This is a genomic window from Spirosoma gilvum (genome assembly GCF_054776815.1).
Genome location: NZ_BAAHBH010000010.1, coordinates 125,487 through 140,264, shown reverse-complemented (window position 1 = coordinate 140,264; position 14,778 = coordinate 125,487). Strand labels below are relative to the sequence as shown.

Below are 14,778 nucleotides of genomic sequence, written 5' to 3'. Positions count from 1 at the left end.
ATAAGACCCGTTTTTTTAGGAATTACTTACGCACCATCTTTCTCCATAACTTTTTAATCAATAAGTTTCCAGATAGTGCCTATCTTTCGTTGAGAGAAGCCCGATTCGACATTCCGCCTGTATGCCTCTAACCTATAAAAAACGACTTGGTCTGTTCCGCAACCCGGCAGTTCAGCAGGAGTTACAAATGCTCGATCCGGTCCGCGATCATCAGCGTATCGTTCATTTGCTGACGGCCTATGAATTTCCGTTCGATATGACCCGTGCGCTCGAACTAGCCTTGTTTCATACCTACGCCAGTCCCAGGGTATCGGGCTTGCTGGCCCGAACGGGTGAGTTTGAACATCACGGCCAAAAACGTTACGATGATACCAGTTTATTGATCGCCGAATTTCTGCAATCGGGCTACGACAGCGAGAAAGGGCAGCGGGCCATTGCGCACATGAATAAAATTCACGGCCATTACCGAATCGACAACACTGAGTATCTATTTGTGCTGGCCACGTTTATCTTCTACCCTATTGACTGGATCAACAACTACGGCTGGCGGAAGTTAACCCCATCGGAAGAGCTGGCCCTATTTCACTTTTTCCGTGAAGTGGGCCGACGGATGAACTTAACCGGCCTGCCCAGTAACCTGACTGATTTACAGAAATTTACGGAAGAGTACGAAGCCCGACATTTTCGGTATACAGAAAGCAATCAAAAAATTGCCGATGCCACAGTTAAGATTGTACAGGGCTGGTTTCCAGGCTTCTTGCACGGACTGGTGCAACCCACATTTGCCGCCCTGATCTCAGACAATCTGCGGTTAGCCTTCGGCTACAAACGCCCACCCGGTTGGTTCACGGGATTGGTGAAAGGGGCTTTAGGCCTTCGGAAATGGCCACTGCGCTGGGTCACGTTTAAGCCCTATCCTACCCTGATTTCGAATACTTCGTTTCGGTATTATCCCGCTGGTCCACCAGACATTGAGGCCGTAGGACCGACCCATCTGATTGACAAGCCTAATGTACCATCGTAGATTTTTAGTCCAAAGCGCAATCATTCGATGAATCGTCAAACATTTCTGTCAGTATTGGGCTTAGCGTCTGTACAATTGTCTTTGGCTCAACCTGACGACCGGCTAGTCATGCAACCTGAAATGTTCTTATTTACCGACGACGGCAAAATTCCCAACAGCAAATTCCCACTGCTGGTCTACCGACATGCATTCACTGAACGCGGTAATGCGGGAGCCGAGTGGCTCGAAAAACGGTTCGCCAGCAACAACTGGACTAATTCGTGGCGAAACGGGGTGTATTCGTTCCATCACTTTCATAGTACCTCGCATGAGGTTTTGGGCGTTTATTTGGGCAGTGCCCTCTTGCATTTGGGTGGCGAACAAGGGCAAAAAGTTCAAGTTGAGGCAGGCGATATTCTGGTGATTCCGGCGGGTGTTGGGCATAAGAATCTGGAAAGCTCTCAACTGGGTATCGTCGGTGCTTACCCGGATGGGCGAAGCTGGGATATTAATAAAGGACTACCTGGCGAACGTCCGCAAGTCGATAAAAATATTGCGGCTGTTCCTATACCAACAACCGACCCGCTGCTAGGCAAAGACGCTGGTTTGACAAAAATCTGGAACGGATAGAACGGTGATTTTTATGATGGTTATGATTATCACAGATTTTCAAAGCCTTCTGTCGTGAAATACGTTTAAGATCATAACCAATCATACTCATCATAAAAATCTGCGTTCTATTAGTAAAAAATAATTGAAAAATTTTCAAACAACCTTTCAACCTCTACAGTTATATAGTTGTCTTTCGCTTACGATAGGAAATTAATTTTAGTATCCCATCAACAGCGAAACCCAAAAGCCAGGTGACTTAGGTCGTCTGGCTTTCTTTTTTGCCTTACCACACGTAGGTCCCGACTGCCCCGCCCGATAAACTCGAACTAAACTGACCATCCCCCGATTCAACCGTAAATGACTGGCTCGATGAACTGTCGTTGAGCACAATCAGCACGGTACGTCCATCTGGGGTTTTGAAGGCTACATTGGGCAGTGACTTTACCTCATCCGATGCGATTCGAACAGAGCCGGGCCGGACAAATTTTGCCGCTACGGCTACATTGTAATACGCCGGATTTCGCGTCACTTTATTACCGTCGATGGTCAACGCTCCCAGGCATTCCGTACACCCACCCGGTGTATGCGGATTCTGTTTCGGATCGGCCGCGAGGTTCCACTGCAAAACCGTCCGGCACCAGTTGCGGGTGCCCCCAATGATCAGTTCACGTACATGCCAGACCAGATCGCCTTTCAAATTACCCGGTGCTCCAATCCATTGTTCAGTGAAATAAAGATTCTTATCGGGATGGGCCTTATGCACCTCCGACAAGGCGCTGATTGGGCCGGCATACAAGTGAAAGGCTGACCCATCGATGTATTTTCGGGCGTCGGCATCATTCAGTACCGTTATTGGGTAATCGGGTCGGTCGGCGTTGTGATCGTACAGAATGATTTTTGTTTTGATTTTAGCTGCCTTAAAAGCTGGTCCCAGGCTTTTCTTGATGAAAATAGCCTGCTCGGCTGGAAGCATCAACAAACTCGGATTATTGCCCGGATGTAAGGGCTCATTCTGGATCGTTATGGCATCAATTCGAATCCCTTCTTTTGCCATTCCCTGAATGTATTTGACAAAATAGCGGGCATAGGTATCATAATAATCGGTTTTCAGGCTGCCTCCTTTCGAGTTGCCATTGGTTTTCATCCAGGTAGGTGGCGACCAGGGAGAACCGAGAATCTTTATAGTGGGATTAATGACCAGAATTTGTTTGAGTATCGGAATTAAGTGTTCCCGATCAGGAGCCAGACTAAACTTGGCCAGCGTTGGGTCGGTCTGTCCATCAGGCAGGTCATCGTACGAAAACACATGATCGTCAAGGTCAGACGCACCAATACTGACCCGCAAATAACTCGTTCCAATCCCCTTCCCGGCCGTTGAAAATAAGTCATTTAACAACGCTGCTCGAGCACTGGCCTCCATCCGATGGATCAGCATAGCACTCCCTCCGGTAAGTGTGTACCCGAAGCCATCGATAGTCTGGAACGTCTGAGCAGGATCAACATGAATTGTCGATCCTGTTTTTTTAGCCTTCCCATGGCTTAGAGATGGCTGTTTTACAAAAAGAACCGACTTACCGGGATCGGTCAGCCAGAATTCGACCGAACCTGCTTTACTGGGTTGACGTGATACGCTTTGCCCGTAACTACTGCCCAATGAGAGCAGGAAACTCATTAAAAAGAAAACCGGGGCTTTTAGCTGAAAATACATGAAACTAGGCGCAGCCGGGTCTCGTCCAATCGTCCGGTTACAGTCGGTAAGTAAACGAATTTTGACCAAAACTTACCCATTGGAGTCTCAAAAGAGCACTAAAACGGTCCAAGCTGCTTATGTCCATCCCTCAGTGATGTACTTATTTCTGACTAACCAAACTTCCCCTTCGCCGACGCTTCCGACGGTTCAGCACGACATTTCGAAGCTCGTAGTGGATACCCTGTACTTTAGCGATTTCGCTATAATCATGGAGCATATTGAAAATATCGTGGTCAATAAACGGTGCATTGGTTCCGTCGATAACCACCTCATCGCCCGATTGTAAGGTGCCCAGGGCTTCTTTCAACTGCGGTTTACTGAGGAAGTATAAATCTTTCTCAAACTCGATGGTCACTTTTCGCCCGTCGCGATCCACCCGAAAGCTGGTGTGTACATTCGTATACAGAACAAACAGAATACCTACCACCGAACCCAGCGCGATACCAATGAGCAGATCCGTGAAAATAATGCCTACTACGGTCACGATAAAGGGCACAAACTGACTCCATCCGTCACGGTATACTTTCTGAAAAATGGCCGGTTTTGCCAATTTATAACCGACCATAATCAGCACAGCCGCCAGGCACGACAGCGGAATCAGGTTGAGCAAGGCACCGCCCAGAAATACGGCTACCAACAAAAACAAGCCGTGCAGAATCGCCGACATTCGGGTTTTGGCCCCTCCGTATATATTGGCAGACGTACGAACAACTACCGACGTGACCGGCAACCCGCCAATCAAGCCCGACAGCATGTTCCCAACGCCCTGCGCCAGTAGTTCCTGATCGGGCGAGGAAATGCGTTTGGCAGCATCGAGCCGGTCCGATGCTTCGAGGTTTAGTAGCGTTTCCAGACTGGCTACGAGCGCAATAGTGGCCGCAATCCCGTAAACCTGCGGATTCGTTAAAATGGAGAAGTCGGGGAAATCGAAAATGGAGAACAGACTCTGACCGGATTTGATCGTCGGTATTTGCACCATATGCTGATGGGCTGTATCGCCCAGATACCAGGCTGGAATAGCAATCCGAAAAAATTCATTCAGGGCCACTCCTCCACAGACCACTAATAACGGCGATGGAAAATTTTTCAGCATCGTCCGGCTGCTTTTCCCCACCAGTTTATCCCAGACGATCAGAAACGTTAACGAAATCAGGCTAATGACTACTGCGCCGGGACTCGCGGTAACGATAGCCCGATAAATTTCCGAAATCGTGTTTTCACCATCGGCCAATTGCTGAAATTCAAACTCACCTTCGTAATCGTTATCCCGGCCCAGCGCATGTGGAATCTGTTTGAGGATAATGACGATCCCGATGGCTACGAGCATACCTTTAATGACACTGTCGGGAAAAAAACTACTAAATCGACCCGCTTTGATCAGGCCGAGCACAAATTGAATAGCCCCAGCCAACACGACAGCTACCAAAAAAGCCTCGTAAGAGCCTATTTTTGCAATGGCATCGGCAACAATGACCGCCAGCCCTGCTGCTGGGCCGCTTACGCTAACTTCAGACCCCGATAAAAATCCAATGACGATCCCACCAACCATGCCCGCTACCAAACCTGAAAATAAGGGAGCCCCCGAAGCCAGTGCAATCCCTAAACATAAGGGCAAAGCGACCAGAAATACTGATAGACCCGAAGGCAGATCGTGACGTAAATAAGCTGACTTATACTGAGTCAATGTTTGAAAGGGGCTTATGCGTTGCATAAAAGGTTGGAATAATCAGTGTATCTGTAGCGATGCTTAAGCATAGCAGTCAGACAAAATTAAAAATAAATTAAAGCAAGATTAAAAAACGATTAAAAACATTCCTTGATCCACCTAACTGAAACCGAGCAAGCCTTCATTCAGGCCAACCGTACAGCCGATGTACGGTCGTTACTTTTACGATCCCATTCGGCCGATATGGACATCAAAAAATTGGCAGCCCAGATTAGCTCCCGGCAGAAAGCCCGTGATAAACTGCCTACCTGGTACGCCAATGACGCCTTGATTTTCCCCCAATCTTTATCGGTTGAGCAGGCTTCGTCGGAACGAACAGCCCACTACAAGGCCTCGCTGGTGCAGGGAAAACGACTGGTTGACCTGACGGGCGGTATGGGCGTTGACACCTGGGCCTTTGCCCGGCGCGTCGATCAGGTGCTTTACGTTGAACAACAACCCGAACTGGCCGAACTGGCTGCCTATAACTTACCGTTGCTGGGCTCAACCAACGTGACGGTTCAGTCAGGAAACGGCCTGGCTCTGCTCGGCAAACCCGATTTCCTGGACGGCATCGCCGACTGGCTGTACCTGGACCCCCATCGACGCAATGAGCAAGGCGGCAAAGTGGTTCGACTGGAAGATTGCGAACCCGATTTATCGAATCCAGACACGCTGTCGAACCTGTTGCGTCATGCCAACCAAATTTTAGTGAAGGCATCTCCGTTACTTGACATCCATCTGACCGTCCGACAGTTGGCCGGTTTGGTCAACGCGGTCTATATCGTCGCTGTACAGGGTGAAGTGAAGGAAGTTCTTTTTGTATTGAGCAACTCATTTATACCAGGAGAGACTAGTCTAGTTAATGCAATCAATTTAACCAGTCATGACACAATCGCATTCACATTTCAGGAACAGGAAGAACGAGAAGCTCAGGTACTGCTTGGCGATCCACAAACGTATCTGTATGAACCCAATGCTGCCGTATTAAAAGCGGGAGCTTTTCGGCTGGTAGGCCAACGATTTGGCCTGCTGAAATTAGCTCCGCATAGTCATTTATACACCAGTGATACACTCGTGCGGGATTTTCCCGGTCGAGTTTTTAAGCTTCAATCGATTATCAAACCAGACAGTAAAGCCCTGAAACAAGCCGTACCCGATGGAAAAGCCAACCTGACTGTTCGAAACTTCCCCCAGACCGTAGCTGAGTTGCGGAAAAAATTATCTTTACGCGAGGGTGGTTCAACCTATATCCTGGCAACAACCCTGCAAAACGGCGATAAACGCCTGTTAATAACCCAAAAAGTCGATCAAACTCATTCGTAACGATTAACCACTCCCCGGACTGTTCCGGCCAAACCACCAGAATCATGAATCTCCTTTTACGCTTTACTTTCCTGGCTTTTCTACTAATTGGCACAGGTTCAACCTACGCGCAAACCGTTTACGCTGGCGAAACCACAGTCGACAAAGCCACAATCTCTGGCCTTTATTTAACCCTTCAGGGCGATGGTAAACAGCTTGAAAAAGACTGGGAAACCGCGCTCCAGAAATATGGACGACTAAGCTCATCACGTGGGACTTACCGGGTACCCAATGCCGACATTTCTGCCATTTCGTCGGAGCCGATCAATTTGATCAGTACGGTCAAATCATCCCGAACGTCGGCTACGATCTTTGTCGCTTTCGACCGGGGAAATGGCAATTTTGTCAAGGCAGGTGATTCAGGCTATTCGGCAGCCGAAAGTCTGCTGAAGGATTTTGCAGGCAATAGTTTATATGGTCAGGAAGTGCGAACGGCCGAAGGTAGTTTCGACGAGGCCCAAAAGAATCACCAGCGCATGGTTCGCAAAGGCGAACAGTTGCAGCGATCGATTGAACAAAATGCCAAAGAAAAAGAACGGCTCCAAAAACGACTGGAAGACAATGCAAAAGAGCTGGAACAACTCCAGAAAGACATTGAAACCAACAAAGTAGATCAGCAAACGGCCCTAACCGAACTGGAAAATCGCAAGAAAAACGTGGAGGCCGTAAAAGCGAAGAAAACCAACTGAATAATGCATAATGTAAAATGAATAATGATCAGTGAATAATGTAAAATGGGGAATTTCTCAATAGATTATTCATTTTACATTATGCATTATTCATTATTCACTATTCATTGATTACAGAAGGTTTAGTCGGCTCATGAGTTCGGGTTTGTTGGCGCGACTGATGGGAATCACTTTAGAGGCTACGACCAGGTTCGTTTCCTCAATATCAACAATTTTGTCGAGGTTGATAATGTAGGATCGGTGTACGCGAAGGAACTGAGCCCCCAGCTTTTCTTCCAACGATTTCATGGTTGTGTAGACGACAAAGGCCTGCTGACCAGTCAAGATTTTGACGTAATCGCCCGTATTTTCAACGTATAGGATCGAATCATACGGAACCCGTACATACCGCCCCTCATTCTTGATGTAAATTGCCTTGTTGTTGACGGTCCGAACCTGTTCGTTTTTCTTTACAGCGTTCAAAACTTTTTCAACCGCCACTTTAAAACGAGTTTGCGTAATGGGCTTTTTCAGGTAATCGGTTACCTGATACTGAAAAGCGTCGAAGGCATACTCCGTTTTGATAGTTGTCAGGATCACCTGCGGCAAAACTGGAAGCCGATCCAGCATTTCAAACCCTGATAAACCAGGCATTTCCACATCCAGCCAGATCAAATCAACCGGTTGTTCAGCCAGTATTTTCAGTGCTTGAGTTGCATCTTCACAAACGGCTACTACCTCCAGCAACTCATGCTGCTCGCAAAGCCGCTGAAGCGACAGGCGAGCCATCAATTCATCATCGACAATTATACATTTCAGTGTCATAGGTTAGGCGTGGTGAGGTAGCGTTTCCACTCGGCCTGAACAAGAGGCATCTTCCCTAGTAGCGTAGTGTAAAAGGCTTGCCATACATCGTACACACGATCAGTCTCAGTATGTTCAATCGCCATAGTCTCTACCTGAATCAGAGCAGTTTCCAGATGAGTCAGCCCGATCATTTTTAAGGGCGGTCGTAGTTTATGAGCCAACTGATAAACTTCCTCCCAGCTCTGGGTCTGAATCTGCTGTTCTAATACGTTGAATTCCGGCAACACGGATTCCATGAACGTTTCGAACATAGCAGCGGCATAGTCACGATCCTCACCGTATAATTCTGTAAGAAAATTAATGTCCAGCCATTGATAGGATTCGGAGTAGCTAACTGGCTTGATGAGCGTAGCCTCCAGGACCCTGGTAGCAGTTTGTTGAGCAGTCATCGACTGTGTAGATGTGTCCGGATTCGGGCTCAACGACTCTCTATCTACGTCAATCATTTCCTGAGTATCGGATTGGGAACTGGCTAGTCTTTACGGTTTTTATAAGTATGCAAGTTAGGAATTTTCTAAATCATAAGTTTTAATTATTACCAAAAAAGTAAAATAAATATTACCAATCTACCATTCAGATAAATCCTACTTTCTGGCAGGACTTTTTAGAGCGTTTAAGAGTCCAAACAGCTATCTCGCAGCCTGGACCAGCCAATTCTTTCCTGCGCCCGAAAAGGGGCAAATATAAAATAAACCAATAGTTACTTAAAAACCGGGGATTTCTGCAATTCATCGAATATATGTAACTACACGGTTTTTATCCATCAATTTTAAATCACCAAACTACTAACACCAACTTCTACCCAAATCAACAATGAAGACTATTTTAACCGACGAAGCCCTTATTAAACAGTATTTACCCGATCAACCCAACCAATGCTTCGAAACACTCTATAATCGATATGTTAATAAAGTCTACCGACACTGTTTGTCGATGACGAAAGACGAGGAAAGTGCTCACGACTTTACCCACGACATATTTATCAAGATGTTCAATAAGTTGGACACCTTCCACGAGCGATCGAGTTTTTCTACCTGGCTATATTCAATTGCATATAACTATTGCTCGGACCAGTTACGCATAGGCAAACGTCTTAATTTTTCACCACTCGATGATGAATTAGATCCACCGGCTGTCGATTCGTATGAAGCTCAGGCTAAAGAGCAATCTATACAACTACTCAATCAAGTAATGACCCAGCTGCCCGACAAGGAGCAGAAACTACTGCGGCTCAAATATGAGCAGGGATTGCGTGTCGACGAAATTGCTGAATTGTATGGTATCAGCATCAGTTCGGTCAAAATGCGGCTTAAACGCAGCCGGGAGAAAGTACATCAACTATGTGCTTATTACCACTCCTTATAGGTTCAGGTTGTTAAGCAACGAACTAATACCTTTTATATCCAGCACGTAATCGACTTGTACATTCAGCATGGCCTGTTGTGGCATCATAGCAGCCTGGGCGGTTTCTGGTAACTGGGTCGCCAGCAATCCGCCCCTTTTTTTTATAGCTTTCAAGCCTGCTGTACCATCCGAATTAGCGCCCGATAGCAAAATTCCTACCAGTGAAGCGCCATATACCTCAGCCGCTGACTCAAACGTGACATCGATCGACGGGCGACTGTAGTTCACTTTTTCGGAGTCATCCAGCGCAAACGAACGATCTTTTTCAATAAGCACGTGATAATCAGCGGGTACCAGATAAATAATGCCTGGCTGGATTGGTTCCTTATCCTCCACCTCGCGAACGGGTATTCTCGTTTTCAGCGACAGCAGATGAACCAATGTAGAATCGGCAGTACTTCGGCGATGTAGTACAATTATCAGCACATACGATAACGGAGCCGCCAATGTAGGCAACACCTGTAGCAGCACATCAATACTACCCGTTGAGCCTCCAATGACAACAGCTCTTTTGGTCGTGTCTATGCTATCTTCCGCCATATTTTTTCGCCAGTCAACTGTCTGTATTTAGGCTCCAGGGTTGAGAACCGAAGGGTTTCCTTTGCCCCTAACGCCAGATAACCGAGCAATCCCAGGCTCTCGTCGAATAGTGAAAGTACCCGTTGCTGAAGGGCTTTATCAAAGTAAATCAGGACATTACGACAAAGGATCAGATCGAACTCATTGAATGACCGGTCCGAAACCAGGTTATGCGTTGAAAAAACCATCCGCTCGGCCAGTTCATCATGAAATTTTGCATAGCCATACTGCGCGGTGTAATAACTAGAAAAGTCAGCATTACCGCCCGATAGCAAATAGTTTTCGGAGTATTGTTTCATCTGCGACAAGGAAACGATACCCTTCCGGGCCGAAGTCAGCACATCAGGATTCAGGTCGGTAGCATACAGCAGGGACTTGTGCAGCAAACTAGCTTCTTTGAGCAAAATTGCCATTGAAAAAACCTCCTCTCCCGTTGAGCATCCCGCATGCCAGATACGAATAAATGGCTTGGCCGCTAAGGTTGGCAGTATGTCCGTTCGAAGCGCTTTATAAAATGGTGGGTCGCGGAACATTTCGGTTACGTTGACGGTCAGCTCTTCTACAAATCGCTTTATATAATGAACATCGGTCCGTATTCGATACCGCAGTTCAGCAAAACTCGGGAATTTATCCAGCGACCACACCCGATTGATCCGTCGTTTCAGCGACGCCCTTGCGTAATGGGTAAAATCATACCCATAGATCTCGAACAGATCGTTCAGCAACAGGTCAATTTGCTCATCCTCAATCATAACCATACTCTGATTCTATTTTCCTTGAGTACTGATAGAATCTAGTTTAATAACCGCAGTAGCCGATCAACATCGATGGGCTTGGCAATATAATCGGTAGCCCCCGCCCTGAGGCATTTTTCCCGGTCGCCTACCATAGCCTGAGCTGTTACGGCTATGATGGGGGTATCTTTCCGATGGTCGATGGCTTTAATACGCGGAATGGCTTCGTAACCGTCCATATCGGGCATCATCATGTCGATCAAAACAGCATCGATTGGCTCATCCGTTTGCAGCATAGCCAACGCATCCAGGGCATTTGAGCAAGAAAGGCAATCGAATGATTTGGCCCGAAGTGTAGCCGTCAGCGCAAAAATATTCCGGGAATCATCGTCAATAATCAGCACTCGTTTTTTGGGCATGGTTTTGAAAGTTTACGGCATACGGTATTCGGTTTACTTTTATGACCGCTCATAGAGCCACACGCGTAGGAGTGACAACAGTTGATCAATATCGACAGGCTTGGTAATATAGTCTGAAGCTCCTGCCTGTATGCATTTTTCGCGATCCCCGATCATGGCTTTTGCCGTTACGGCTATAACGGGCAGGTTTCGCCACTGGTAATGCTCCCGAATTTTCCGGGCGGTTTCGTAGCCGTCCATGTGGGGCATCATCATATCCAGCAGGACTACATCGATAGCCGGATTTTCCTCCATCTTCTGTAAGGCCTCCTTTCCATCCAGCGCAGCTACTACTGTCATGTTGTACTGCTCAAGTGCTTTCGATAGAGAGAAGATATTCCGAACATCGTCGTCAACTACCAGTACCGTTTTTTCGTTTAGCACCTGCCCTAATGCGCCCAGTTTTTTTGTTTTGCCCTTGGCCCCATTACTCTGTTTGGCTTCTTCAACAAGGTGCAGGAACAGCGACACCTCATCGAGCATCCGCTGGTACGAATGGGCCGTTTTGACCACAATTGAATCGGCATATTTCTTAATTTTCAACTCTTCGGCCATCGACAGGCTTTTCCCGGTGAAAATGATGATTGGCAGTTTTTCAAGGCCGGGAGTTTTCCTGGCTTCTTCGAGCGTTTCATAGGCCTTATGATCAGGAACGCCCATATCCAGAATGACGCAGTCGATCTCATTCCGTTTTAATGCATCAATTCCATCACTTACCGTGCTTTTGAGTTCGGAGTTGATATTAAACGTTTCCAGAAAATAGGCTAGGGCTTTAGCATGTTTGGGGTTGTCTTCAATGATCAGTACTTTTTTAGAATTCCGGCTAAGTACATAATCGATCTTCTTGAACACTTCCTGCATCTGCTCAAAGGCCATTGGCTTATCGACAAAATCGATAGCCCCCTTCATCAGGCTTTCATTCTTGAGTCGATGCGACGACATGATATGCACAGGAATGGGCCGGGTTTTCGGATCAGCCTTAAGGGCATCCATCACCTGCCAGCCACTCATGACAGGCAGTTCAATGTCGAGCAGGATGCCAACCGGCTTATATGTACCGGCCAGCTTGAGCCCTTCATCGCCCCGAACCGCTACGATACCCTTATAGCCTTTCTTTCGGGCATATTCCAGCAACGACTTGGCAAAATTAGCGTCGTCCTCTACGATCAGAATGGTTTTATCTTTGTCACTAATATCATTTCGATCGTCGGGAATTGCTTCCGGGATAACTGTACTGATGTATTTGGTTTCGGGAGTGGGAGCAGCCACTGGAACCAACGGAGCGGGTTCGGCAGGCACCTGAACTTTTTCGGGTACAGGCACTTCGTCATCTTGATGAAGCGGCAAATTGACGGTGAACTCGCTGCCTTCATTAACCTGGCTGTTCAATGTAATTTCGCCACCCAGCAGTTTAGCCAGCTCGCGGCTGATTGATAGCCCCAGACCTGTTCCCCCATATTTGCGCTTTGTGGAGCCATCGGCCTGCTGGAACGCTTCGAAAATAAGCGGCTGTTTTTCGGGCGGGATACCAATACCGGTATCTTTCACAATAAACAGTAGCCGACTCGGATTCGTCGGCTGTCGGTCGATGGTCAGACGCACGCTTCCCGAAGCCGTAAATTTGAGCGCATTTGACAGCAGATTTTTCAGGATCTGCCCCAGCCGCATACGGTCGGTTGAGATCATGGTCGGTACATCCGCTGCTACATCAATCGAGAAATCAAGCCCTTTTTCTTTGGCCAGTAGCGCAAACAACGATTGAAGTTCTTCAGCAACCTCATCAATGGGAACATCCTGATAATCCAGTTTCATCTGCCCGGCTTCAATCTTCGACAGATCAAGTATCTCGTCGATCAGCCCCAGCAGCCCGTTGCCTGACGATTGAATAACTTTGGCGTATTCGATTTGCTCGGCGGTAAGCGTTTCTTCATAATTTTCGGCCAGCAATCGACTCAGTAGCAGGATCGAATTGAGCGGTGTCCGTAATTCGTGCGACATATTAGCCAGGAATTCGGACTTGTAGCGGGTGGTTAGCTCCAGTTCGTCGGCCTTCCGTTGAATCTCGTCGTTCTTCTCTTCCAGCAGTAATCCCCGCTCTTCCAGTTCGGTGTTCGTTTGTTGCAACTCCTCTTGCTGAACCCGAAGTTCTTCTTCCGAAGCCTGTAGCTTCTGGGCCTGAGTGGCCAGTTCGGAATTCAGATTTTCGAGTTCAGAATGTTGAGCCTGCAATTCCTCAGCCTGAGCCTGAGTCTCTTCCAGGAAGTTTTGAAGTTTTATATAATCGAGTGCAGCATTAACCCCAACCGTCACCGTTTCCTTGTTCATCTCCAGAAATTCGATATCCAACGGGCTGGGCTCCCGGAAAAAGCCCAATTCAATGGCTCCAACGCAGGTATTGCCTGAAAGTAATGGCACAATGACCAACGAAGTGGGGCGGCTTTCTCCCACCGACGAGCTTACCCGGCTGTAGTCGGCTGGCACATCCCGAACAATAATCGTTTTCCTACACTCGATCGCCTGCCCGATCAGCCCCTCTCCTGACACAACTGTTCTTGGTGCCCCCTGAGCAGCATAGGCACCTGACAAGGTATACAACTTATCACTATCGGTCAGATAAACCGTACCAATAGGCACATTCAGGTACTCGGCAATGATATTGATGAGGTTACCTGCCAGTTTGGAAAGGTCTTTCTGGCCACGAATCGCATCGCTTACTTTCACCATGCCCGTTTGTAGCCAGGTTCGGTCCTGCAAGTCCGTAAACGTTCGTTCCAGAGCAACCGCCATTTGATTCAGCGCCGTACCGATACGCCCAAGGTCATCGTCTTTAGTGTCTTTGCTCCGTGCCGTATAATCGCCTTCGGCTATATCATGGGTGATATCTTCTAAAACGGCTATTCGCTGATTCGTTTCGATGTATTTTTCTTCGGCCTGTTTCTGATGAGCAATCCGATCATCGAGATCCTGTTTAATTCGGACATAGGTAAAGCTGGTTATCAGCATCGAAATGATGGCGGCAATCACCAGCAGGAAAGGCGTATACGTAATGTAAATGTCCTGTTGCTCAACACGACTTTTCAGTAAGCTCTGTTCCTGAGATTTAATAGTGTTGATGGCGGCCCTCAGTTTGTCCATAATCAGCTTTCCGCGTACCATTTCCCGGTGGCGATTAATGGTATCGGTAGCAAAGGCCCGATGTTGCCTGACCAGGTTGATCACCCGCTGCATCTGGGCAAATTTTGCCTCGTACAGGCTTTTTACCTCTTCCAGACTTTTCTGTTGTACAGCATTATCGACTGTTAGCTCCCGTAGCCGATTGTGGCTGCTTACCACTTTTTCAAAACTCCCAGTATAGGGTTGCAAAAAAAGTGGATCGAGTGTAATGACATACCCCCGCTGCCCGGTTTCGGCATCTTTCATGAAGGAAATGATGTTCTCCGATTCGATCAATACCTCGTTGGTGTGGTTTACTAATTTTGAATTTTCGATCAGTTGCTGAATACTATAAAATGACGCAATCAGACTAATCAGTAGCAAAAGGGTCGAGAACGAAAAGACAATCTGCAACTGTCGAACGACCGAATTGGAAGTTGAGTAACGCGGCATAAGAGAGGAAGAATATTAAATGAAGAA

The 14,778-nt window shown here is 47.3% G+C and carries 13 protein-coding genes; 5 read left to right on the top strand and 8 right to left on the bottom strand.

All coding sequences use genetic code 11. The features are described from left to right. The first annotated feature begins 121 nt into the window (after positions 1-121). Complete coding sequence (locus ACYVFD_RS24780) at positions 122-1,024, top strand: oxygenase MpaB family protein (RefSeq protein ID WP_461093196.1); 903 nt, start codon at positions 122-124, stop codon at positions 1,022-1,024. Positions 1,025-1,051: 27 nt separating this feature from the next. After that, complete coding sequence (locus ACYVFD_RS24775) at positions 1,052-1,633, top strand: cupin (RefSeq protein ID WP_461093195.1); 582 nt, start codon at positions 1,052-1,054, stop codon at positions 1,631-1,633. Between the two features lie 265 nt (positions 1,634-1,898). Here the strand turns inward: ACYVFD_RS24775 and ACYVFD_RS24770 are convergent, their stop codons facing one another. Both ACYVFD_RS24770 and ACYVFD_RS24765 read right to left on the bottom strand, forming a co-directional pair. Beyond that, positions 1,899-3,287: a glycoside hydrolase family 30 protein gene (locus ACYVFD_RS24770; RefSeq protein ID WP_461093194.1), complete on the bottom strand. Its 1,389-nt coding sequence runs from the start codon at positions 3,285-3,287 to the stop codon at positions 1,899-1,901. Positions 3,288-3,465: 178 nt separating this feature from the next. After that, complete coding sequence (locus ACYVFD_RS24765; RefSeq protein WP_461093193.1) at positions 3,466-5,076, bottom strand: SulP family inorganic anion transporter; 1,611 nt, start codon at positions 5,074-5,076, stop codon at positions 3,466-3,468. Positions 5,077-5,181: 105 nt separating this feature from the next. On the opposite strand from ACYVFD_RS24765, the gene ACYVFD_RS24760 reads away from it, so the two are divergent. Then, a complete protein-coding gene (locus ACYVFD_RS24760) occupies positions 5,182-6,396 on the top strand; it encodes a THUMP-like domain-containing protein (RefSeq protein ID WP_461093192.1) in 1,215 nt (404 codons plus the stop codon). A 44-nt stretch (positions 6,397-6,440) separates the two neighbouring features. After that, positions 6,441-7,124: a hypothetical protein gene (locus ACYVFD_RS24755; protein ID WP_461093191.1), complete on the top strand. Its 684-nt coding sequence runs from the start codon at positions 6,441-6,443 to the stop codon at positions 7,122-7,124. A gap of 111 nt (positions 7,125-7,235) precedes the next feature. On the opposite strand, the gene ACYVFD_RS24750 is transcribed toward ACYVFD_RS24755, so the two are convergent. After that, positions 7,236-7,928, bottom strand: a complete 693-nt coding sequence (locus ACYVFD_RS24750; RefSeq protein ID WP_461093190.1) for a LytR/AlgR family response regulator transcription factor — start codon at positions 7,926-7,928, stop codon at positions 7,236-7,238. Continuing rightward, a complete protein-coding gene (locus ACYVFD_RS24745) occupies positions 7,925-8,359 on the bottom strand; it encodes an Hpt domain-containing protein (RefSeq protein WP_461093189.1) in 435 nt (144 codons plus the stop codon). The genes ACYVFD_RS24750 and ACYVFD_RS24745 overlap by 4 nt, the downstream gene beginning before the upstream one ends. A gap of 424 nt (positions 8,360-8,783) precedes the next feature. Here ACYVFD_RS24745 and ACYVFD_RS24740 point away from each other — a divergent pair, with 424 nt between their 5' ends. After that, the gene (locus ACYVFD_RS24740; protein WP_461093188.1) at positions 8,784-9,335 is read left to right on the top strand and encodes an RNA polymerase sigma factor; all 552 of its coding nucleotides are present in this window, start codon (positions 8,784-8,786) and stop codon (positions 9,333-9,335) included. Here ACYVFD_RS24740 and ACYVFD_RS24735 read toward each other — a convergent pair. Genes ACYVFD_RS24735 through ACYVFD_RS24720 form a run of 4 tightly spaced genes read right to left on the bottom strand, consistent with a single transcriptional unit; the run spans position 9,330 to position 14,751 of the window. Continuing rightward, on the bottom strand, positions 9,330-9,914 hold the full coding sequence (locus ACYVFD_RS24735) for a chemotaxis protein CheB (RefSeq protein ID WP_461093187.1): 585 nt from the start codon (positions 9,912-9,914) through the stop codon (positions 9,330-9,332). The two genes, ACYVFD_RS24740 and ACYVFD_RS24735, sit on opposite strands and share 6 nt — an antisense overlap. Beyond that, positions 9,896-10,705, bottom strand: a complete 810-nt coding sequence (locus ACYVFD_RS24730) for a CheR family methyltransferase (protein ID WP_461093386.1) — start codon at positions 10,703-10,705, stop codon at positions 9,896-9,898. Before ACYVFD_RS24730 ends, ACYVFD_RS24735 begins: the two co-directional genes overlap by 19 nt. Before the next feature lie 41 nt (positions 10,706-10,746). After that, positions 10,747-11,106 (bottom strand): response regulator, encoded by a 360-nt coding sequence (locus ACYVFD_RS24725; protein WP_461093186.1) that lies wholly within the window; start codon positions 11,104-11,106, stop codon positions 10,747-10,749. Positions 11,107-11,145: 39 nt separating this feature from the next. Next, a complete protein-coding gene (locus ACYVFD_RS24720; protein ID WP_461093185.1) occupies positions 11,146-14,751 on the bottom strand; it encodes a response regulator in 3,606 nt (1,201 codons plus the stop codon). Positions 14,752-14,778: the final 27 nt, after the last annotated feature.

Excerpts from the sequence above, each read along its gene's own strand:
- ACYVFD_RS24745 (WP_461093189.1), bottom strand. The coding sequence starts at position 8,359 with ATGACTGCTCAACAAACTGCTACCAGGGTCCTGGAGGCTACGCTCATC.
- ACYVFD_RS24750 (WP_461093190.1), bottom strand. The coding sequence starts at position 7,928 with ATGACACTGAAATGTATAATTGTCGATGATGAATTGATGGCTCGCCTG.
- ACYVFD_RS24740 (WP_461093188.1), top strand. The coding sequence starts at position 8,784 with ATGAAGACTATTTTAACCGACGAAGCCCTTATTAAACAGTATTTACCC.
- ACYVFD_RS24770 (WP_461093194.1), bottom strand. The coding sequence starts at position 3,287 with ATGAGTTTCCTGCTCTCATTGGGCAGTAGTTACGGGCAAAGCGTATCA.
- ACYVFD_RS24755 (WP_461093191.1), top strand. The coding sequence starts at position 6,441 with ATGAATCTCCTTTTACGCTTTACTTTCCTGGCTTTTCTACTAATTGGC.
- ACYVFD_RS24720 (WP_461093185.1), bottom strand. The coding sequence starts at position 14,751 with ATGCCGCGTTACTCAACTTCCAATTCGGTCGTTCGACAGTTGCAGATT.
- ACYVFD_RS24780 (WP_461093196.1), top strand. The coding sequence starts at position 122 with ATGCCTCTAACCTATAAAAAACGACTTGGTCTGTTCCGCAACCCGGCA.
- ACYVFD_RS24775 (WP_461093195.1), top strand. The coding sequence starts at position 1,052 with ATGAATCGTCAAACATTTCTGTCAGTATTGGGCTTAGCGTCTGTACAA.
- ACYVFD_RS24725 (WP_461093186.1), bottom strand. The coding sequence starts at position 11,106 with ATGCCCAAAAAACGAGTGCTGATTATTGACGATGATTCCCGGAATATT.
- ACYVFD_RS24730 (WP_461093386.1), bottom strand. The coding sequence starts at position 10,705 with ATGATTGAGGATGAGCAAATTGACCTGTTGCTGAACGATCTGTTCGAG.
- ACYVFD_RS24765 (WP_461093193.1), bottom strand. The coding sequence starts at position 5,076 with ATGCAACGCATAAGCCCCTTTCAAACATTGACTCAGTATAAGTCAGCT.
- ACYVFD_RS24735 (WP_461093187.1), bottom strand. The coding sequence starts at position 9,914 with ATGGCGGAAGATAGCATAGACACGACCAAAAGAGCTGTTGTCATTGGA.